The sequence below is a fragment of the Rhodanobacter sp. UC4448_H15 genome, from assembly GCF_052978265.1.
The window spans coordinates 1,325,133-1,345,091 of sequence record NZ_CM129665.1 but is presented as its reverse complement, the minus strand read 5'-3'; the positions used below and the strand labels follow the sequence as shown (position 1 = coordinate 1,345,091).

General features: G+C 68.7%; 22 protein-coding genes and 1 tRNA gene. 4 read left to right on the top strand and 19 right to left on the bottom strand.

Going from position 1 to position 19,959, the window contains the following annotated elements; translation table 11 throughout:
• Positions 1–241: 241 nt before the first annotated feature.
• The 7 genes from ACVCMI_RS05935 to ACVCMI_RS05905 form a co-directional block, all read right to left on the bottom strand.
• Positions 242–763 (bottom strand): phosphatidylglycerophosphatase A family protein, encoded by a 522-nt coding sequence (locus ACVCMI_RS05935; RefSeq protein WP_447097072.1) that lies wholly within the window; start codon positions 761–763, stop codon positions 242–244.
• On the bottom strand, positions 760–1,728 hold the full coding sequence (thiL, locus tag ACVCMI_RS05930; protein WP_395116850.1) for a thiamine-phosphate kinase: 969 nt from the start codon (positions 1,726–1,728) through the stop codon (positions 760–762). Before thiL ends, ACVCMI_RS05935 begins: the two co-directional genes overlap by 4 nt.
• A 30-nt stretch (positions 1,729–1,758) precedes the next feature.
• Positions 1,759–2,304, bottom strand: coding sequence for a GNAT family N-acetyltransferase (locus ACVCMI_RS05925; RefSeq protein WP_395116848.1), 546 nt, complete (start codon positions 2,302–2,304; stop codon positions 1,759–1,761).
• Complete coding sequence (nusB, locus tag ACVCMI_RS05920; RefSeq protein ID WP_447097073.1) at positions 2,304–2,750, bottom strand: transcription antitermination factor NusB; 447 nt, start codon at positions 2,748–2,750, stop codon at positions 2,304–2,306. Before nusB ends, ACVCMI_RS05925 begins: the two co-directional genes overlap by 1 nt.
• Positions 2,747–3,211, bottom strand: a complete 465-nt coding sequence (gene ribH, locus ACVCMI_RS05915) for a 6,7-dimethyl-8-ribityllumazine synthase (protein WP_447097074.1) — start codon at positions 3,209–3,211, stop codon at positions 2,747–2,749. Before ribH ends, nusB begins: the two co-directional genes overlap by 4 nt.
• A gap of 39 nt (positions 3,212–3,250) precedes the next feature.
• Positions 3,251–4,201, bottom strand: a complete 951-nt coding sequence (gene ldcA / locus ACVCMI_RS05910; RefSeq protein WP_447097075.1) for a muramoyltetrapeptide carboxypeptidase — start codon at positions 4,199–4,201, stop codon at positions 3,251–3,253.
• A gap of 100 nt (positions 4,202–4,301) precedes the next feature.
• Entirely contained in the window at positions 4,302–4,571 is a 270-nt protein-coding gene (locus ACVCMI_RS05905) for a putative signal transducing protein (RefSeq protein WP_395116842.1), read from the bottom strand.
• Positions 4,572–4,684: 113 nt separating this feature from the next.
• On the opposite strand from ACVCMI_RS05905, the gene ACVCMI_RS05900 reads away from it, so the two are divergent.
• The 4 genes from ACVCMI_RS05900 (at position 4,685) to ACVCMI_RS05885 (ending at position 9,736) form a co-directional block, all read left to right on the top strand.
• Entirely contained in the window at positions 4,685–6,433 is a 1,749-nt protein-coding gene (locus tag ACVCMI_RS05900) for a glutamine--tRNA ligase/YqeY domain fusion protein (RefSeq protein ID WP_447097076.1), read from the top strand.
• Between the two features lie 10 nt (positions 6,434–6,443).
• Entirely contained in the window at positions 6,444–7,004 is a 561-nt protein-coding gene (locus tag ACVCMI_RS05895; RefSeq protein ID WP_395116838.1) for a nucleoside deaminase, read from the top strand.
• Positions 7,001–7,711: a TVP38/TMEM64 family protein gene (locus ACVCMI_RS05890; RefSeq protein ID WP_447097077.1), complete on the top strand. Its 711-nt coding sequence runs from the start codon at positions 7,001–7,003 to the stop codon at positions 7,709–7,711. The genes ACVCMI_RS05895 and ACVCMI_RS05890 overlap by 4 nt, the downstream gene beginning before the upstream one ends.
• Before the next feature lie 126 nt (positions 7,712–7,837).
• Positions 7,838–9,736: an ATP-binding response regulator gene (locus ACVCMI_RS05885; protein WP_395116834.1), complete on the top strand. Its 1,899-nt coding sequence runs from the start codon at positions 7,838–7,840 to the stop codon at positions 9,734–9,736.
• 37 nt (positions 9,737–9,773) lie between these two features.
• Here ACVCMI_RS05885 and ACVCMI_RS05880 read toward each other — a convergent pair.
• The 12 genes from ACVCMI_RS05880 to ACVCMI_RS05825 form a co-directional block, all read right to left on the bottom strand.
• Positions 9,774–9,849, bottom strand: a tRNA-Lys gene (locus ACVCMI_RS05880).
• Positions 9,850–9,925: 76 nt separating this feature from the next.
• The gene (gene queC / locus ACVCMI_RS05875; RefSeq protein ID WP_447097078.1) at positions 9,926–10,612 is read right to left on the bottom strand and encodes a 7-cyano-7-deazaguanine synthase QueC; all 687 of its coding nucleotides are present in this window, start codon (positions 10,610–10,612) and stop codon (positions 9,926–9,928) included.
• Between the two features lie 103 nt (positions 10,613–10,715).
• Positions 10,716–11,408: a 7-carboxy-7-deazaguanine synthase QueE gene (queE, locus tag ACVCMI_RS05870; RefSeq protein WP_447097079.1), complete on the bottom strand. Its 693-nt coding sequence runs from the start codon at positions 11,406–11,408 to the stop codon at positions 10,716–10,718.
• A 7-nt stretch (positions 11,409–11,415) separates the two neighbouring features.
• On the bottom strand, positions 11,416–12,213 hold the full coding sequence (ybgF, locus tag ACVCMI_RS05865; protein WP_447097080.1) for a tol-pal system protein YbgF: 798 nt from the start codon (positions 12,211–12,213) through the stop codon (positions 11,416–11,418).
• A gap of 41 nt (positions 12,214–12,254) precedes the next feature.
• Positions 12,255–12,764, bottom strand: a complete 510-nt coding sequence (gene pal / locus ACVCMI_RS05860) for a peptidoglycan-associated lipoprotein Pal (protein WP_395116826.1) — start codon at positions 12,762–12,764, stop codon at positions 12,255–12,257.
• A gap of 249 nt (positions 12,765–13,013) precedes the next feature.
• Entirely contained in the window at positions 13,014–14,342 is a 1,329-nt protein-coding gene (gene tolB / locus ACVCMI_RS05855; RefSeq protein ID WP_447097081.1) for a Tol-Pal system beta propeller repeat protein TolB, read from the bottom strand.
• A complete protein-coding gene (tolA, locus tag ACVCMI_RS05850; RefSeq protein WP_447097082.1) occupies positions 14,339–15,280 on the bottom strand; it encodes a cell envelope integrity protein TolA in 942 nt (313 codons plus the stop codon). The genes tolB and tolA overlap by 4 nt, the downstream gene beginning before the upstream one ends.
• Complete coding sequence (gene tolR / locus ACVCMI_RS05845) at positions 15,267–15,731, bottom strand: protein TolR (protein ID WP_136260022.1); 465 nt, start codon at positions 15,729–15,731, stop codon at positions 15,267–15,269. Before tolR ends, tolA begins: the two co-directional genes overlap by 14 nt.
• 13 nt (positions 15,732–15,744) lie before the next feature.
• Positions 15,745–16,428, bottom strand: a complete 684-nt coding sequence (gene tolQ, locus ACVCMI_RS05840; RefSeq protein ID WP_136260021.1) for a protein TolQ — start codon at positions 16,426–16,428, stop codon at positions 15,745–15,747.
• A 40-nt stretch (positions 16,429–16,468) separates the two neighbouring features.
• Positions 16,469–16,888 (bottom strand): tol-pal system-associated acyl-CoA thioesterase, encoded by a 420-nt coding sequence (ybgC, locus tag ACVCMI_RS05835; protein WP_447097083.1) that lies wholly within the window; start codon positions 16,886–16,888, stop codon positions 16,469–16,471.
• Complete coding sequence (gene ruvB, locus ACVCMI_RS05830; protein ID WP_447097084.1) at positions 16,881–17,930, bottom strand: Holliday junction branch migration DNA helicase RuvB; 1,050 nt, start codon at positions 17,928–17,930, stop codon at positions 16,881–16,883. The genes ybgC and ruvB overlap by 8 nt, the downstream gene beginning before the upstream one ends.
• Positions 17,931–18,040: 110 nt before the next feature.
• Positions 18,041–19,957, bottom strand: a complete 1,917-nt coding sequence (locus ACVCMI_RS05825; protein ID WP_395116816.1) for a potassium transporter Kup — start codon at positions 19,955–19,957, stop codon at positions 18,041–18,043.
• Between the last annotated feature and the right edge of the window lie 2 nt (positions 19,958–19,959).

The following is a 19,959-nucleotide window of genomic DNA, read 5'->3' as shown; positions in this document are numbered from 1 at the left end:
CTCCGGTCAATGGAGATGAAACGAGGGTGCCTGGTTCCTTTCGCTGGTACGACGGCCGCGGTTACCCCGATGCGCCGCCGGCGCCGGCCGGAGACGCCGCGTACGCGTCCGGCGCCTGCTGCCGCGACTGCCCCTGATCGACCATCGACGCCGGCTAACCGCCGTGCCGGAGCATTGCTTCGTCCCATGCGCACGCGGTTGTGCATCCCGGCCCGGGCCGAATGCCCGAGGCCGGCGGGACTCAGGCCAGGATGCGCAGCAGCGCGGCCAGCGCGATCGCGGCGAACACGCCGGCGATCACGTCGTCGATCATGACGCCGAAACCGCCCTTCACGCGCCGGTCCAGCCAGCGGATCGGCCATGGCTTCCAGACGTCGAACAGGCGGAACAGCGCGAAACCGGCCACCGGCATCCACCACGCGAGGCCATCGGCGGGAAGCAGCACGCCCAGCAGCGGCAGCAGCGCCAGCCACTGGCCGATGAACTCGTCCCAGACCAGGCTGCGATGATCGTCCACGCCCAGCGCGCGGCCGGCGATGTCGCAGGCACGCACGCCGACCGCGAAGCCCGTCAGCAGCACCAGCACGTAGCCCCACGCGGGCAGGCCGCGCAGGACCAGCCACGGCAGCAGCGCGGCCAGCGAACCGAACGTGCCCTGCGCCAGCGGCGCCAGGCCGGAACCAAACCCGCAGGCGAGCCAGCCCCACGGCGTGGCCAGCAGGGCACGCCTTTGCGTGGCGCTCAGGCGCTTTCTGTCATTCACGCGAAATGCTCCCAGCCCGGCGTGCCGGGCTCCATCCAGCCACCGTCGTGACCACGTACGCGCACCCCGGTGCCGGCCACGATCCGGCCGATGCGAGTGGCACCGCAGCCGAGCCGCGACAGGTCGGCCTGCACCTGGCTCAACCGATCGGGCGGCACGCAGAAGCACAACTCGTAATCGTCGCCGCCGCCCAGCGCAAAGTGCAGCGCGGTGGCGTCGTCGTAGAGGCCCAAGAGCGCCGACGAGCGCGGCAGCAGCGCGGCGTCGATCTCGGCTCCCACGCCGCTGGCGGCGCAGATGTGGCCCAGGTCGGCGAGCAGGCCGTCGGAAACGTCGACGCAGGCATGCGCCTGCCCACGCAGCGCGACACCGGCGGCCAGCCGCGGCGTCGGCCGGTTCAGCCGTTCGACGAGGTAGTCGCGCAACTGGCCGCGATCATCCTCCTCGCGGCGCCATTGCTGCAGCACGTTCAGGCCGGCGGCGGCATCGCCCAGCGTGCCGGTGACCAGCACCGCGTCGCCCACGCGCGCACCGGCCCGGGTCAGCGCCTTGCCCGGCGGCACGAAGCCGTGCACCGCGACGCTCACGGTCAGCGGGCCGCGCGTGGTATCGCCACCGACCAGCGCCAGCCGGTGCACAGCGGCCAGCCGCGAAAATCCGTCGACGAAGCCTTCTACGAAGGCGCGATCCGCCTGCGGCAGGGTCAGCCCCAGCAGCGCCCAGGCCGGCGTGGCACCCATCGCCGCCAGGTCGGAGAGGTTCACCGCCAGCGCCTTCCAGCCGATGTCGGCCGGATCGGTACCGCGCGGAAAATGCACGCCTTCGACCAGCGTGTCGATCGCCACCGCCAGCTCCTGCCCGGCGGGCACGGCGAGCACGGCCGCGTCGTCGCCGATGCCCAGCCGCACGTCGTCGCGCGCCTGCACGGTGCGCTGCCGGATCAGCTCGATCAGGTCGAATTCCATCAGCGTCGCTCGCCTCTGTTGCCGGGCCCGTCAGCGCGTGAACAGCAGCACCGGGTCGCCCATGTAGGTGGTCTGCTGGCGCAGCGCAAAGCCGGCCTTTTCGGCAAGGCGGATCGAGGCGGCGTTGTCCGGATCGATGATGCATACCGCGGTGTGGTCGCCCAGATGCGCCTGGCCCCAGGCCAGCACCGCCGCCAGCGCTTCGCTGGCGTAACCCTTGCCGTGACTGTCCGCGGCCAGCACCCAGCCGAGTTCGGGCATGCCTTCGAGCGAGGGTTCGATCTCGCGCCGGAAATCGGCGTAGCCGATGTCGCCGATGCAGCGACCGCTGGATTTCTCCTCGATCGCCCAGTAGCCGTAGCCGAGCACGCACCACAGGCCCGGATAGCGCAGCAGCCGCAACCAGGCTTCCTGCCGCGTGGACGGGCGACCGCCGATGTAACGCACCACGACCGGATCGGACCAGATCGCCAGCAGGGCGTCGTGGTCGTCGGCGCGATGGCCGCGCAGGCGCAGGCGCGCGGTTTCGAGCGGAGGCACCGGATCGATGCCCGCAGGCACGACGGCGGGCTGCATCAAGCGCCCTTCTCGAGCGCGCGCAACTCGGCGGCCAGCTTGTCCAGCACGCCGTTGACGTAGCTGTGACCGTGATCGGCGCCGAAGCGCTTGGTCACTTCGATCGCCTCGTTCAGCACCACGCGGTAAGGCACGTCGGGCCGATGCTTCAGTTCGTAGGCGGCCAGCCGCAGCGCGGCGCGTTCGATCGGATCGACCTGCGCCACCTCGCGATCCAGGTGCGGACGCAGGCAGGCATCGAGCTCGTCGACGTGCTGCTCGACGCCGTGCAGCAGGTCCTCGAAATACTCCAGGTCGGCCACTTCCATGTCCTGTTCGTGGCGGAACTGCTCGATCACCGCATTCATGTGGCTGCCGCTGAGCTGCCATGCGTACAGCGCCTGCAAAGCACGGCGGCGTGCCCGCGAGCGCGCCTGCAGGTCGAGGCCGTGGACGCGCGCGCTCATCCGAGTTTCCGGTAGAGGTTGGCCATCTCCAGCGCCGCCAAGGCGGCGTCGGCGCCCTTGTTGCCGGCCTTGGTGCCGGCGCGCTCGATCGCCTGTTCGATGGAGTCGGTGGTGAGCACGCCGAACGCCACCGGCACGCCGGAGCCGAGCGCGGCCGAGGCCAGGCCCTTGGCGCATTCGCCGGCGACGAAATCGAAATGGGGGGTGGCGCCGCGGATCACCGCGCCGAGCGCGATCACCGCCGCGTACTCACCCGAATGCGCCAGCTTGTGCGCGACCAGCGCGATTTCCCAGGCGCCGGGCACGCGCACCAGCTCGATCGCGTCATCCGCCACGCCATGGCGCAGCAGCGCGTCGCGGGCGCCGGCAACCAGCGGCTCGACCACGAAACCGTTGAAGCGTCCGGCGACGATGGCAAAGCGGCCGTGGGGCGTGGCGAAATCGCCTTCGATGGTCTTCATGGTCTGTTCCTGGGAGCAAGCCCGTGCGGGCCGGCCATTTTACGGCTTTTCGGGCGGGCCGGCCGGGTTGGCGCAATCGAGGTGGGGATAGCCGCCGATTTCCAGCCGCGCGCGGCCGTCCTCGACGCGCAGGCGCGCAGGCGCGCCGAACGGCAACGTGAGCTGTTCGGCGCCATGGCCGTGCGGCAGGCCGTCGACCAGCGGCACGCCGGCCACGGCGCGGATCTGGGCGAACGCGTCGCGCAATTCGTAGCCGTTGTCGCGATGGCCGGGCGCGCACTGGCTGAAGCCACCCAGCAGCAACGCCTGCTGCCGCCCCAGCACGCCGGACAGATGCAGTTGGTACAACATGCGCTCCACCCGGTACGGCGCCTCGCCGACGTCCTCGACGAACAGGATGCCGTCGTCGATGACGGGGAAGTACGGCGTGCCGAGCAGGCTGCACAGCATCGCCAGGTTGCCGCCCCACAGCGGGCCGTGCAGGTCGAGCCCGGCGCGGGCGAAAGTCGCCCAGGACACCTGCGCCGTCGGCGCGGTCAGCGTGGCCCAGAACTGGCGCCAGCTGAAGTCATCCGGCACCTCGGCGCCGAGGTCGGCCAGCAGCGGGCCACTGAACGTGCACAGGCCGCTCTTCGCATGCAGGGCCAGTTGCAGCGCGGTGAAATCGCTGTGGCCGACCAGCGCGATCGGTGCGCCGTGCAGGCGCTCGCGCAGCGCAGGGTAGTCGAGCTGCGGCAACAAGCGCGCCGCGCCGTAGCCACCGCGCGTGGTCAGCGCGATGTCCGGCAGCACCGCCGCCGTCGCCAGCGCGTTGATGTCGGCCGCCCGATCGGCGTCGCTGCCGGCGAAACGCTGCGCGAAACGCGCCAGCACCTCCTCGCCGTCGACCGTGCAGCCCGCCTCGCGCAGGCGCGCCACGCCGCGCGCCATGGCGACAGGATCATGCGCATGGCCCGAGGGGGCGATCAGGCGGATGTGGGCGGGATGCATCGCAAGCTCTCGGCGACCGGAATGCCGGCAAGTATCCCGCGCACGACCGGGCGACGCAGGGGCAACCGCAGGGCGGTTCGGCGGTTCGGGCGCACGCCGCTCAGCAGGGTACGGCCAGCGGATCGTCGGGCATCTCGTCGATCGCGTGGCGGGCTTCGCCCAGCACCGCCTCGACCTCTCGCACCACGTCCTGCGCCCGTGCCAGCCCCGCTTCCGGCACCATCACCGCGATGAAATCCATCGCCGGCAACTGGCCGACGCCGCCGGTGAGGTACTCGCCGGCGATGAACGCCGGAATCTCGGCCGCCTCCAGCGCATCCTTGACCAGATGGGCGTCGAACAGGTTCTGCGCGCGGTAGACGGTGTGCATGAGCGGCAAGCTACCCCGCGGCGCGGCGCGGGGCAAGGCCACGGCGTTCTTCGCCCGGTCCGGGCGACGGGGTAAACTTTGCGGTTTCCACCACCGCGCGCGAGCGTCACTCGATGCCGACCGACCACCCCGCCCCCATCCCCGCCTCCGCGCCGCAGGACTTCATCCGGCAGATCGTGCGCGACGACCTGGCCTCGGGCAAGCACGTGGAGATCCATACCCGCTTTCCACCGGAGCCCAACGGCTACCTGCACATCGGCCACGCGAAGGCGATCTGCCTCTCCTTCGGTATCGCCCGCGAGTTCGACGGCTGGTGCAACCTGCGCCTGGACGACACTAACCCCGGCAGGGAAGACCCCGAGTTCGTCGAAGGCATCAAGGAGGACGTGCGCTGGCTCGGCTTCCGGTGGCACGAGCTGCGCCACGCGTCGGACTACTTCGACGTGTTCTATCGCGGCGCGCTCAAGCTGATCGAGGACGGCAAGGCCTACGTCGACGACCTCGACGCCGAGCAGGTGCGTGCCTATCGCGGCACGCTGACCGAGCCGGGCCGCGACTCGCCGTATCGCACGCGCTCGATCGAAGAGAATCTCGACCTGTTCAAGCGCATGCGCGCCGGCGAATTCGCCGACGGCAGCAAGACCCTGCGCGCGAAGATCGACATGGCCGCCGGCAACATCAACCTGCGCGATCCCGCGCTTTACCGCATCCGCAAGATCGCCCACCAGAACACCGGCGACGCGTGGCCGATCTACCCGATGTACGACTACGCGCACGCGCTGTCCGACGCGATGGAAGGCATCACCCACTCGCTGTGCACGCTGGAGTTCGAGGATCACCGGCCGCTGTACGACTGGTGCGTGGACAACGTCGACCTGCCCGCGAACCCGTCGCTGTGGCAGTCGGTGGTCGAGGCCGGGCTGGAGGCGAAGCCGGCCAAGCCGCGGCAGATCGAGTTTTCCCGGCTCAACCTCAGCTACTGCATCACCAGCAAGCGCAAGCTGGCGCAGCTGGTCAGCGAGAACTTCGTCGACGGCTGGGACGACCCGCGCATGAACACCTTGCGCGGCCTGCGCCGGCGCGGCTTCACCCCGGCCGGGCTGCGCCTGCTGGTCGAGCGCGTGGGCGTCTCCAAGCAGAACAGCGTGATCGACTACGCCGTGCTGGAAGGTTGCATCCGCGAGGACCTGGACGCCACGGCCGCGCGGCGCATGGCGGTGCTCGACCCGCTCAAGCTGGTGCTGACCAACCTGCCCGCGGGCCATGAGGAAACCCTGACCTTCCCCAACCATCCCAAGGACGAAAGCTTCGGCACCCGTCTGGTGCCGTTCGCGCGCGAAGTGTGGATCGAGCGCGACGATTTCGCCGAGGTGCCGCCGAAGGGCTTCCACCGGCTGAAGCCGGACGGCGAGGTGCGCCTGCGCGGCGTCGGCATCGTCAAGTGCACCGAAGTCGTCAAGGATGCCGCGGGCAACGTGATCGAACTGCACGGCACGCTCGATCCGGACACGCGCCACGGCCTGCCCGGCGCGGACCGCAAGGTGAAGGGCACGATCCACTGGGTCAGTGCAAAGCACGCGGTGGCCGCCGAGGTGCGCCTGTACGACCGCCTGTTCAGCGTGCCCGCGCCCGATGGCGAGGACGATGGCAAGAGCTGGCTGGAGCACATCAACCCCGAGGCCAAGCGCGTGGTCAGCGGCTGGCTGGAGCCGGCCGCCGCGAACGTCGACCCCGAGCAACGTTTCCAGTTCGAGCGGCTGGGCTACTTCGTCGCCGATCGCCACGACCACCGCGCCGACGCGCCGGTGTTCAACCGCACCGTGACCCTGCGCGACGTCTGGGCGCGCGCGGCCGGCCAGTAGGAAGACCGCGATGCTGCCGCTGCAGATCCACCTGACCCTGCCGCCCTGGATCGGCGACGTGGCCGATACCAACAAGCGCTACCACAGCGACGAGGAGCGCGTGGGGCTGGCGATCGAGCTGTCCCGGCAGAACGTGGAGCGCGGCGGCGGCGGGCCGTTCGGCGCGGCCGTGTTCAACAACCACAGCGGGCGGCTGGTCGCCGTCGGCGTCAACCGCGTGGTGCCGCAAGGCTGCTCGGTCGCCCACGCCGAGATGATGGCGATCATGATCGCCCAGCAGCGGCTCAGCCGGCACCGCCTCAACGAGGACGGAAGCCAATACGCGCTGGCCACCAGCTCGCAGCCGTGCTGCCAGTGCTACGGCGCCAGCGTGTGGGCAGGCATCGACGAGTTGCTGATCGGCGCACGCGCGGAAGACGTGGAGGAGCTCACCCAGTTCGACGAAGGCCCGCTGCCGGCGGACTGGATCGGCGAACTGGCCCGCCGCCACATCGCCGTGCGCCGCGACATCCTGCGCGACCAGGCCCGTGACGTGCTCGCCAGCTACGGCGCCACCGGCACGCCGTATTGAGCCGCTGGCGCGCCGCGCTGCCGCTGGCCCTGCTGTTGCTGGCAGGCGTGCTGCTGTTCGCCTCGGGCTCGCTGCACGCGCTGACCCCGCGCCAGTTGCTGGCCCACCAGGCCGAGCTGCACGCCCTGATCGAGCATCACCCGTGGCTGGCCCGGCTGGCCTACGTCGGCCTGCTGACCCTCGGCGTGGCTACCGGCATCCCCGGCACCATCGTGATCATCCTGGCCGGCGGCTTCGCCTTCGGCGTGGTCGACGCGACACTGACCTCGTCGCTTGGGCTCACCCTTGGCGCGCTGATCCTGTATCTCGCCAGCCGCCAGGCGTTCGGCCCGGGCAGCGCGCAGCAGCCGCCGCTGGTCGCGCGGCTGCACCACGGCTTCGAACGCCATCCGGTCAGCTACACCCTGTTCCTGCGCTTCGTGCCGGTACTGCCGTTCGGCGCGGTCACCGTGGCACTGGCCTGGCTGCGCTGTCCGCTGTGGCTGTTCCTCGGCGCCAGCTGGCTGGGCGGCACGGTGTCGCTGGTGTTCGAGACGTCGGTTGGCGCCGGCCTGGCCGACGCGATGAGCGAGAGCGACCGCATCGGCCTGGGCCTGTTCATGCACCGCGAAGTCCTGCTGCCGCTGGGCGCGATCGCCCTGCTCGCCCTGCTGCCGCTGCTGTTCGAGCGGCTGGCCCGCCGCCGGCGTCGCCGCACGGGGGAGTAAGCGCGCGCCGGCGCTTCCCTTTGCGCGGGGTTGCGCTACATTCCCGGCAACGGCGCCCGGCGTGCACGACGCATCCCGCGGCGGTACCGGGGTATCGGCGGGGTGTTCCGACGGGGCGGGCAGACGATGGATCTGGCGGGCAACTCGTGGCTGGCAAGGTTGTGGCACCACACGTCGCTGGTCCAGCGCATGGCCTTCGTGGCGCTGGTGCCCACCCTGATCACGGCTGCATTGCTGGTGACCCTGCTCACCCAGCGGCAACTGGACACCCTGCATCAGATGGCGCGCGGCAACGCCAACGCCATCGCCACCCAGACCGCGTCGGTGTGCGTGCAGCCTCTGCGGACGATGCGGCTGCGCGAACTGCTGCGCATCGCCGATTCGATCGGTGAACTGCCCCATGTGACACGCGTGCAGATCCGCACCGCGGACGGCCAGATCCTGGCCGATCATCGCGCCGCCGACGACGGCCACGACGTCACCAGCGTGGTGCGCGAGGTCGTCGACACCGCGCAGGCGACGCCCCAGGTGCTGGGCTCGGTACTGGTCAACGTGAGCCTGCGCGACGCCGTCGCCGCGCAACGGGCCACGCTGCGCCACGCCTTGATCGCGCTGCTGCTGAGCCTGCTGGTGGCCGGCGTGATCGGCTGGCAGGCGGCGCGCTGGATCAGCGCACCGCTGCGGCGCCTGGCCGGCGCGGTGGGGCAACTGGGTCGGGACGACCAGCCCGCCAGCGTGCCGGTGACCGATCACACCGAGATCGGCGAGCTGCAGCGGGGCTTCAACCACGCTGCCGCCGCGCTGTTCGAGAGTCGCCGCGGCCTGCGCGAGCGCATCGAGGAGGCCACGCTCGAACTGGAACACAAGAATGCCGCGCTGGAAGCGGCCAGCGAGGCCCGTTCGCGTTTCCTCGCCGCCGCCGCGCACGACCTGCGCCAGCCGCTGTACGCGCTGACCCTGTTCTCGGCCGCGCTGGCGCTCGACGAACACGACCCGCAGCGGCTGGACCGCATCGCACACATCCAGGAATGCGTGCACTCGCTCGACCATCTGTTCGGCGAGCTGCTGGACCTGTCGCGGCTGGAAGCCGGCGCGGTGCAGGTCGAGATCAGCGAATTTCCGCTCAACCAGGTGTTCGCCGCGGTCAGCCGCACCTTCAGCATGGTGGCCGAGCAACGCGGGCTGGTGCTGCGCCTCCACCCCGTGCGCGACTGGGTACGCAGCGACCGCACGATGCTCACGCGCATGCTCAACAATCTGGTCAGCAACGCCTTGCGCTTCACCCACCGCGGCGGCGCCCTGATCGGTGCGCGCCGCTGCGGCGGCGATCGCCTGCGCATCGAGGTGTGGGATACCGGCAGCGGCATCGCCGCCGAACACCTGGCGCACGTGTTCGACGAGTTCTACCGCATCGACGACCACAGCGACCCCGGGCTCGCCGACGGCTCCCAGTCGGGCCTCGGCCTGGGCCTGGCCACGGTACAGCGCCTGGCGCAACTGCTCGACACCGTGGTCGGGGTGGACTCGCGCCCCGGCCGCGGAAGCATGTTCCACTTCGAGCTGCCGCTGGCCAGCGCGCAGATGTTGCCGCCGCCGACGGAGGCGGAGGAAGAGCCCGCCGGCGACCTGGCGGGCCGCCGGGTGCTGGTGCTCGACGACGATCCGGCGATCCTCTCCGGCATCCGCTTCCTGCTGCGCAGCTGGGGCTGCGACGTGGCGGTGGCCGAAGACCATCAGCAGGCGCAGGAGGCGATCGAGAACTGGCCGGCGCCGGTCGACATCGTGATCTGCGACCTGCACCTGCGCTCGGGCGAGCGCGGCATCGACCTGTTCGCGGAACTCGACCGCCTCTACCAACGCGACGGCGAAGCGCGCTTCGCGCGTCTGCTGGTGACCGGCGAGACGCGCGCCGAGCGCCTGCAGGAGGTGCTCGCCGACAAGCTGACGGTGCTGTACAAACCGGTCTCGCCGCAGCGCTTGCGCAGTGCGATGCTGGCCGCGCTGGCCGCCCGTGACGGGGCGTGACGCCGCCTGGATTCGCGAACGGCGGCGCGTGGGGAGTTGGTGGGTCGTCCGGGATTCGAACCCGGGACCAATAGATTAAAAGTCTACTGCTCTACCAACTGAGCTAACGACCCGTGCAAGCGCCCGGCCGTGGCCGGGCAAGCCTTCGATTTTACGGTGTGCTCCATGATGGCACAAGCAAACGCGCGCTCAGGCGTAGCGCGTGGGATCGGCCATGTCCGCTTCGCGGAAGCCCTGCGCGCGCAGCCGGCAGGCGTCGCAGTGGCCGCAGGCGCGACCCTCGTCATCGGCGCGGTAGCAGCTGACCGTGGCCGAAAAGTCGACGCCGAGGCGACGACCTTCGCGCGCGATGTCGGCCTTGCTCATGTGCATCAGCGGCGCGTGCACGCGGATACCCGCCCCCTCGACCCCGGCCTTCGTGGCCACGTTGGCCAGCGCTTCGAACGCCGCGACGAAGGCAGGCCGGCAATCCGGATAGCCCGAGTAGTCGACCGCGTTGACGCCACACCAGATGTCGCTGGAGCCGAGCACCTCGGCCCAGCCCAGCGCGATCGACAGCATGATCGTGTTGCGTGCCGGCACGTAGGTCACCGGGATCTCGCTGCTGTCGCCCGCATCCAGCGGCACCTCGATGTCGGCGGTGAGGGCCGACCCGCCGATGCTGCGCAGGTCGACCGCCACGGTCTTGTGCTCGACCGCACCGAGCATGCTCGCCACCCGATCGGATGCCGCCAGCTCGGAACGGTGGCGCTGGCCATAGGCCACGCTCAACGCGTGCACCTGGTAGCCCTGCTCGCGGGCGATCGCGATGGTGACGGCCGAATCCATGCCGCCGGAAACGAGTACGACGGCCTTGCGGGATTGTGGGTCAGGCATGGTTTGCATCCATGGAAAAAGAAAAACGGCGAGAAGCGAGTGAAGAGGAGTGAGAAGTAGGAAAAGGCGTTGCTCGCCGCTGTTCTCTCACTTCTCGCTTCCTCTACTTGCCTTTCGCGTCGTTCCACAGCAGCTTGTGCAGCTGCAGCTGGAACCGCACGTCGAGCTTGTCGGCGAGGATCCACTCGGCCAGTTCGCGCGGTTCGACCGCGCCGTGCACCGGGGAGAACAGCACCATGCAGCGACCGGTCAGGGCGTGCTCGGTCAGCATGGCGCGCGCCCACTCGTAGTCACCGCGGCTGGCGAGCACGATCTTGATCTGGTCGTGCGGCAGCAGATGATCCAGGTTGGACCACAGGTTGCGGCCGCTCTCGCCGGAATCGGGCGCCTTCAGGTCCATCACCTTGTGCACGCGCGCGTCCACGGCGGACACGTCCAGCGCGCCGGAAGTCTCCAGCGACACCTCATAGCCGGCGTCGCACAGCTTGCGCAGCAGGATCAGGCAGCGCTTCTGCGCCAGCGGCTCGCCGCCGGTGACGCAGACATGCTTCGCGCCGTGCCGCGCGACCTCGGCCATGATGTCGTCGATCGCGTGCCAGTCGCCGCCGTGGAACGAATACTCGGTGTCGCACCACACGCAGCGCAGCGGGCAACCGGTGAGGCGCACGAACACGGTGCGCCAGCCGATGGCGTCGGCTTCGCCCTGGATCGAGTGGAAGATCTCGGTGATGCGCAGGCGCTCGGCAACTGCCGTCGCAGGCGTGGCGGAGGCCACGCGCGTATCGTCACCACTCACCGCCGCCTCAACCGCCGGCTTGGACTTGCAGGCGCTGCAGGCGCTCCTGCGCCAGGCTCGCCGAGTCCGATCCGGGATACTTGGCAATGACCTGCTTCAGCGTGGTCTTGGCCGCGTCGACCTGCTTCAACTCGATCTGGCAATAGCCGATCTTGAGCAGCGCGTCGGGGGTCTTGTCGCTCTGCGGGAACTGCCCGACCAGTTGCTTGAACGCATCCAGCGCCACGCCGTAGTTGGTGGTGACGAAATACGATTGCCCCAGCCAGTACCAGGCATTGGGCACCAGCGCATGGTTCGGATACTGCTGGATGAAGGCACGGAACTGCCGCGAGGCCGCCGCGTAATTGCCACCGCGGATCGACTGGAATGCCGTGTCGTAAGCTGCCTGTGCCGCGGCCGGATCGGCCGTGGCAGCGCTGCTCGATGCCGGCGCTGGCGCGCTCGACGCGCTGGCGGAAGTCGCCGCTGTCGTCGCCGCTGCCGCTGCCGGGGTGCCGGATGGCGCCGGCGGATTGCCCGCACCGCCGCCTTCGAGGCGCGCCAGGCGCGCGTCGAGGTCGCCGTACTGGGCCTTGTTCTTGTCCTCGAGCACCTGCAACTGATGCTGCAGCTCCTCGATCTGACCTTGCATCTGGCGTACCTGCGAGCTCAGTTGCTGGATCTGGTTGACCAGGCCGGTGCCGCTCTGGTCGCGATTCTGCGTCTGCTGCTCCAGCCGGCTGACACGATCCGCCAGGCTGAGCCGGGCGTCCTGGGCCAGTACCGGGAACGCGAACAGCATGGCGGACGCCAAGGCGCCCGCCATGCTGATCCTGGCCGAAAAACCCTTAGCCAGTCGCTTCATCATTACTGCGCCGTGTAGACGATCTCGACGCGGCGGTTCTTGCTCCAGCAGTCTTCATTGTGCTCGCGGCAGACCGGCTTTTCCTTGCCGTAGCTGATGACCGTCATCTGGCTGGCCGAGGCACCGTTGGCCTGCAGCGCGCTGTCGACGGCATTGGCACGACGCTCGCCGAGGCCCAGGTTGTACTCGCGGGTGCCGCGCTCGTCGGTGTTGCCTTCCAGACGCAGCTGGGCGCTCGGGCGATCCTGCAGGTACTTGGCGTGGCACGCCATGATCTGCTGGAACTCCGGCTTGATCTCGGACTTGTCGAAGTCGAAGTACACGACGCGCTGACGCAGGCAGGCATCGGTATCGAGGTCGGCGGGGGTGTACTTGCCATCGGACGCGGGCGCGGTCGGCGCCGGTGCGGTCTGCTCGACCGGCGGCTGCGGCTTGACTTCCTGCTTCTTGCTGCACGCTGCTGCACCCACGCAGAGCAAGGCAACCAGGGCAATGCGAACGGTTTTGTTCATGGTGACGTTCCTTATAACGAGTTGAGTTCCGACAAACAGATGACGAGGAGGTTACAAACGCTGGCCGCCGGTTGACCGGCTGTTATTTTCACATGCGAAAGATCGACGATGCGTGACGCTGCATGCCGCTCTGCCCGGCGGGTCCGCAACTGCGTCCCACCCGAAACCGAAACGCGCCGATGGCGCCGTCCGGGCCCGTTCCATGGGCATCATGCCGCCGTGCGGCTGACCGCACGGCGACATGAAAATTCAAGGTTCCCGATAAGGCCCCCAGGCGGGTTCCTGCACGTTGCCCTCGGCGAGGCGCAGGCGATCACGCACCATGCCGTCGCTGGACACGGAATACAGGACTCCACGACTACCTTCGGTGGCTGAATACAGCAGCATGCTGGCATTGGGTGCGAAGCTGACCGAGTCGTCCAGCGGGCCCGGCGAAATGAACCGCTGCTGCCCGCCCAGACTCTGATCCTGAATGACAATACGATACACGTTCCCGCCGCCCTGCACCATCGCGATCTGCTTGCCGTCGTAGCTCACCGAGGCCTTGGCGTTGTACTGCCCCTGGAAGGTGATCCGCTGCGGCGTGCCCCCGGCGACCGGGACCTGGTAGATCTGCGGCCGACCGGACCGGTCGGAGGTGAAATAGATGCTCTGGCCGTCCGGCGCCCAGACCGGCTCGGTGTCGATCGACAGGCTGTTGGTCAACCGGGTGGCTTGGTGGCTGGCCAGGTCGATCACGAAGATTTCCGGGTTGCCGACATAGGACAGCGAGACCGCCAGCTTCTTGCCGTCCGGCGACCACGACGGCGCGCCGTTGATGCCCTTGCGGGCCGATACCAGCTGGCGCGCGCCGGTGAGGATGTTCTGGATGCGGATCGAGGAGTTGCCGTCCTCGAACGAGACATAGGCGATGCTGGAGCCGTCCGGCGACCACGCCGGCGACAGCAGCGACTCGCGCGAGCGCACCGCCACCTGCGGGTTGTAGCCATCCGAATCGGCGACGATCAGCGAATAGGTCGTGCTGTTGCCCAGCCCCACCGAGGTGACGTAGGCGATGCGCGTCCAGAACGCGCCGCGCACGCCGGTGATCTTCTCGTAGACCTTGTCGGCCATCCGGTGCGCCACGCCGCGCAGGTCGCCGGCCGGCGTGGTGAAGGTGCCGCCGAGCAACTCCTGCTGCTTGTTGACGTCCCACAGCTCGTAGGTGACGGTGAGCGTGCCGTTGCCGGCATCCGCGATACGCCCCACCACGATGTAGTCCTGCTTGAGCAGCCGCCAGGTGGCGAACTTGATCTCCGAACCCTGCGCCGGCGTCTCCACGATGTCGCTCCTGGCCAGCGAGCGGAACTTGCCGGAGCGGTTGAAATCGCTGCGCATCACGTCGGCCACGTCGGTCGACAGCGGCACACCGCCCTGCTGGGCGAACGGCACCACCACGATCGGCGTGGCGGTCTTGACGCCGCCGATGATGTCCACCGTCAGCGGCGACTGGGCCACCACCGGGCCGGCAAACAGCGCGGCCGCGGCCACCATGAGTAGGGCGATGCCTAGGCTGAACTTTCGCGTGGGCTTGGTCATTGCGGCCTGAAGGTGAAGGTGAGATTGCGCCGGAACACTTTTTCGAAACCCTTGTACGGCAAGGTCTTGGTGCGGAGCACGGCGTTTTCCACCGAGCGCCTTCCGGCCTCGTCGTACGGGCAGCTGGAGTCGACTGTGGCGCTCAGGACGTCACCACCGGGTGATTGCACGATGTGAACATCGCAGGGAGCCTCGGGCATGTTATCCGGACGCAGCCAGTTCGGTGTGACCGCATTCTGAATGGCCGCTGCGTACTCGCTGCTCAGATCGCTGTCCGGACTGTTGTTGCCGCTCTGCAGCTGGTCGGTGGCCGGCAGGTCGGGACGGGCGTTGTCCTGGGCGTTTTTCAGGTCGGCCAGCTGCTGCTGGGCCTGTTTGGCCTTGTTGTCCAGCTGCCGGGTCTGCGCCGAGGCGGCCGCCATCTTGGCGAAGATCGCGTCGAGCTTCTTGCGCTCCTCCTCCTTCTTTTTGGCCGCCTGGGCGTCCAGTTCGGCCTGGCGCTGGCGCTCCTTCTCCTCCTGCACTTTCTTTGCCTCTTCGGCCTTCAGTGCGGCGTCCTCGACCACGCGCTCCTGGTCGACCGTGTCCGGGTGCTTCGGCGGCGGCGGCAACTGGCTGACCGCCGGCTTCTCCGGCGTCGGCTTGGGCGGGGTCACGGTGGGCGGCGGCGGGACCGTGTTGGGCACCGGCTTGACCTTGACCGCCTTCGGCGGCGGGCTGCCGGTGGGGCCGATCAGGGTGGCCTCGATGATCGGGCCCTGCAGCTTCAACGGCACCGTGCAGGTGATCGGGTTCATCCACGACGGCAGGTGCAACGCGTTGAAGAAGCTCTCGTACGACGCGCACGGCAGCACGGCGAGGAACAGGAACCCCACGATGCCGATATGCAATACGGCGGACAGCACGACCGCCTTCGGCGTCGCCCTACTTTCGTCCATCGGACGCGCCCTTGCCTGGCTCGTTCGCGGGGCCCGGCTGGCCCATCAGGCCGACCTTGGCCACGCCGGCGGCCTGCAGGTCGGCCAGCACCTTGAACACGCCGCCATAGCTCCCGCGCTCGTCGCCGCCGACCAGCACGTTCACCTGCGGATTTTCACGCACGAAGGCGCCGACCTTGAGCTTGAGCGTGTCCTCGTCCACCAGCTCCTTCTTCGCCCCGCTCAGGGTCAGGTAGAGCTGGCCGTCCTGCAGCACCGACACCAGCACCGGGTCCTTCTTCTGCTGCAGCGACTTGGCATCGGACTGCGGCAGCTGGACGTCGACGCTGTTGTTGAGCATCGGCGTGGTGACCATGAAGATGATGAGCAGCACCAGCATCACGTCGATGTAGGGCACGACGTTGATCTCGGACTTCAGCTTGTAGCGCTTGTGGCGCCCGGAGGTTCGCATGATCGCTCTCCGCTCAGGCTGCGTCGTCGGTCTGGATCTGCCGCTGCAGCACGGAGGAGAACTCCTCCTGGAATACGTCGTAGCGCGAGGCAATGCGCTCGACCTTGGTGGCGTAGCGGTTGTACGCCCACTGCGCCGGAATCGCGGCGAACAGGCCCATGGCGGTGGCGATCAGCGCCTCGGAGATGTGCGGCGCCACCACGGCGATGGTCACGTCCTTCATGTCGCCCAGGCCCTGGAACGCGCCCATGATGCCCCACACCGTGCCGAACAGGCCCACGTACGGGCTGATCGAGCCGACGTTGGCGAGAAACTCCAGGTTGCGCTCGAGCAGGCCGATCTCGCGGGTGCCGGCCACCTGCATCGCGCGCTCGGAGCCCTCGATCGCCGCGCGCGCGTCGTGCGTCTTGCGCTGGCGCTGGCGGGCGAACTCGCGGAAACCCGATTCGAAGATGTTCTCGATGCCGCCGCTGTCGCCGCGGTTGCTGACCTCGCGGAACAGCTGGGCCAGGTCGCCGCCGGACCAGAAGCGCTCCTCGAACGCCTCGGCGTCTTCCAGCGCTGCCTTGGTCTGGGTGTACTTGCGGATGATGATCACCCACGACAGGAACGAGAACACCAGCAGGATAAGCAGCACCAGTTGCACCGGCAGGCTCGAATCGGCCACCAGCGTGAAAATGTTCAGTCCACCATTCATGGCTTGCAGGTACTCCGCGGATTTCGACGAGGGACGGGTGTCAGGCTTCGGGTTGCGGGATCAGATCCGGCGGTATCGCCGCCGGCCGCATGCGTTCCAGCTCCACGCACGCCACGCGCACGCTGGCGCGAACCAGGCACTTGCCGTCCGCCTTCATGATCGTCTGGGCGAACAGGATACTGGCAGCGCGGCGTTCTTTGACTTCCACCGTTACCGACAGTTCATCATCCAGCAGGGCGGGACGGAGGAAGTCGATGTGCATGTCGCGCACCATGAAGGCCAGCCCGGTAGCCTGCTTGTAGGCCATCTGGTCCACGCCCAGCGCGCGCATCCACTCGCTGCGGGCGCGTTCCATGAAACGCAGGTAGCCGGCGTGGTAGACCACGCCGCCGGCGTCGGTGTCTTCCCAATAGACGCGCACCTTCCAGCTGAAGGGGGGCTCCGCGGCAAGCTCAGGCATCGTCGGTCCCGCCGTCGAACAGGTCGGCCGCCTGCGCCTGCCGCGGCGGCGGGGCCAGCCCCAGATGGCGCCAGCCCCGGGCGCTGACCATGCGGCCGCGGGCGGTGCGTACCAGGTAGCCTTGCTGGATCAGGTACGGCTCGACCACGTCTTCCAGCGTGCCGCGGTCCTCGCTCAGGGCGGCGGCCAGCGATTCCACCCCGACCGGGCCGCCGTCGAAGTTCTCGATGATCAGGGCAAGCAGGCGTCGGTCCAGTTCGTCGAAACCCTGCGGATCGATCTTCAGCATGTCCAGCGCCGCCTGCGCCGCTGCCAGGGTGATCTCGCCACCGGCGCGCACCTCGGCGTAGTCGCGCACCCGACGCAGCAGGCGGTTGGCGATGCGCGGCGTGCCGCGCGACCGGCGGGCGATCTCCTGCGCGCCGTCCGCCGCGCACACGATGCCGAGAATTCTCGCCGCCCGCCGCACGATCGCGGTGAGCTCGTCGGTGGTGTAGAACTCCAGCCGCTGCACGATACCGAAGCGATCGCGCAGCGGGGCGGTGAGCATGCCGGCGCGGGTGGTGGCGCCGATCAGGGTGAACGGCGGCAGGTCGAGCTTGATCGAGCGCGCGGCGGGGCCTTCGCCGATCATGATGTCGATCTGGAAATCCTCCATCGCCGGATAGAGTACCTCCTCGACCACCGGCGACAGGCGGTGGATCTCGTCGACGAACAGCACGTCGTTCGCCTCCAGGTTGGTCAGCAGCGCGGCGAGGTCGCCGGCGCGTTCCAGCACCGGGCCGGAGGTGGAGCGCAGGTTCACGCCCAGCTCGTTGGCGATCACGTGGCTCAGCGTGGTCTTGCCCAGGCCCGGCGGACCGAACACCAGCACGTGGTCCAGCGCGCCGCCGCGCTTCTTCGCCGCCTCGATGTAGATCGAGAGCTGCTCGCGCACCGCCTGCTGGCCCAGGTATTCGGCCAGCCGCCTGGGGCGGATGGTCGCCTCCAGCGCTTCGTCGTCGAGCTGGGCGGCGGCGGTGATGATGCGCGCTTCGGTCATGCGGGGATTATGGCAGGCTCACACCGGGTATGTAGGAGCGCACCTTGTGCCCGGTGCCCCTCTTCACGGCGCGCAAAAGCTTCGCGCACACAGGGCGCTGTCCTGCAGCTTCAGATTTCCACCTGAGCGCCCAGCTCGATCAGCCGGTTGCCGGGGATCTGGAAGAAGGCGGTGGCGGGCAGCGCATTGCGCGCCATGAAGGCGAACAGCTTGTCGCGCCACGGCGCCATGCCCGGGCGCCGCTCGCTGGAAACGATGCTCTCGCGCGACAGGAAGAAGGTGGTATCCATCATGTCGAAACCGAGCCCTTCGCGGGTGCAGCGCGACAGTGCCAGCGGGATGTTGGGGTCCTCGGCGAAACCGAAGCGCAGCTCCAGGCTGTAGAAATCGTCGCTCAGCCGGCTGATGTGGATGCGCTCCTCGGCATCGGCCACCGGCGTCTCCAGGATTGCCACGGTGAGCAGCACGTTGCGCTCATGCAGCACCTTGTTGTGCTTCAGGTTGTGCAGCAGCGCATGCGGCACGGCCTCCTGGTTGGCGGTCAGGAACACCGCCGTGCCCGGCACCCGCATCGGCGGATGCTCGGTCATGTTCTCGATGAACGGCGCCAGCGCCAGGCCGCCCTGCTTGATCTCGCGCACCACCAGCTCGCGGCCGCGGCGCCAGGTGGTCATCACGGTGAACAACAGCACGCCGAGCACCAGCGGGAACCAGCCGCCGTCGGGAATCTTCAGCGTGTTGGCGCCGAAGTAGCTCAGGTCGATCACCAGCAGCAGCAGGCCGGTGAGGATCACCACGGTGCGGCTCCAGTGCCACATGCGGCGCGCCACGATCATGGTCAGCACGGTGTCGATCGCCATGGTGCCGGTCACCGCGATGCCGTAGGCGCCAGCCAGGGCGTTGGAGGAGCCGAAACCAATCACGGTGGCGATCACCGCCACCATCAGGCCGCGGTTGACCCACGGCAGGAAGATCTGCCCGATCGCCTCGCGCGAGGTGTGCACCACCTGCATGCGTGGCAGGAAGCCGAGCTGGATCGCCTGCCGGCACACGGTGAACGCGCCGGAGATCACCGCCTGCGAGGCGATCACGGTAGCCAGCGTGGCCAGCCCGATCATCGGGTACAACGCCCAGCCCGGCACCGAATGGTAGAACGGGTTGGCGATCGCCTCGGGGTGGTTGAGCAGCAAGCCACCCTGCCCGTAGTAGTTCAGCAGCAGCGCCGGCATCACGAAACCGAACCACGCCGCGCGGATCGGGTAGCGGCCGAAGTGGCCCATGTCGGTATACAGCGCCTCGGCGCCGGTCACGCACAGCACCACCGAACCCAGCGCCAGGAACGACGCCGCCCCATGGCTCATGAAGAACTGCACCGCATGGTACGGATTGAGTGCCCACAGCACGCCCGGCGCCTTGATGATGTTGTGCACGCCGATCACCGCCAGCGCCAGGAACCACAACACCATGATCGGCCCGAACAGCACCCCGATGCGCGCGGTGCCGTGGCGCTGCAGCCAGAACAGGCCGAGCAGGATCGCCACCGTGATCGGCACCACGTAGTGCGACAGCGCCGGCGCGGCCACCTGCAGGCCCTCGACCGCCGAGAGCACCGAGATCGACGGCGTGATCACGCCATCGCCGAAGAACAGCGCGGCGCCGAGCAAGGCCATCAGCATGATCGCCCGCCGTGCACGCACCGACTTGCCGGCCGCGCGCTGGGCCAGGGTCATCAACGCCATGATGCCGCCCTCGCCCTTGTTGTCGGCGCGCATCACCAGGCTGACGTACTTCACCGCCACCACCATGATCAACGACCAGGTGACCAGCGACAGGATGCCCAGCACCGTGCTCGGGTGCGGGTGCAGGCCGTGGTCGGGCAGGAAGGTCTCGTGCATCGTGTACAGCGGGCTGGTGCCGATGTCGCCGAACACCACGCCCAGCGCCCCGAGGATCAAGGCCGACTTGGCGCCGTGGCCGTTGTCGGTGCCGCTGGAAGCGGGCGCCTGGTCGTGCACTTGTTCGCTCATGG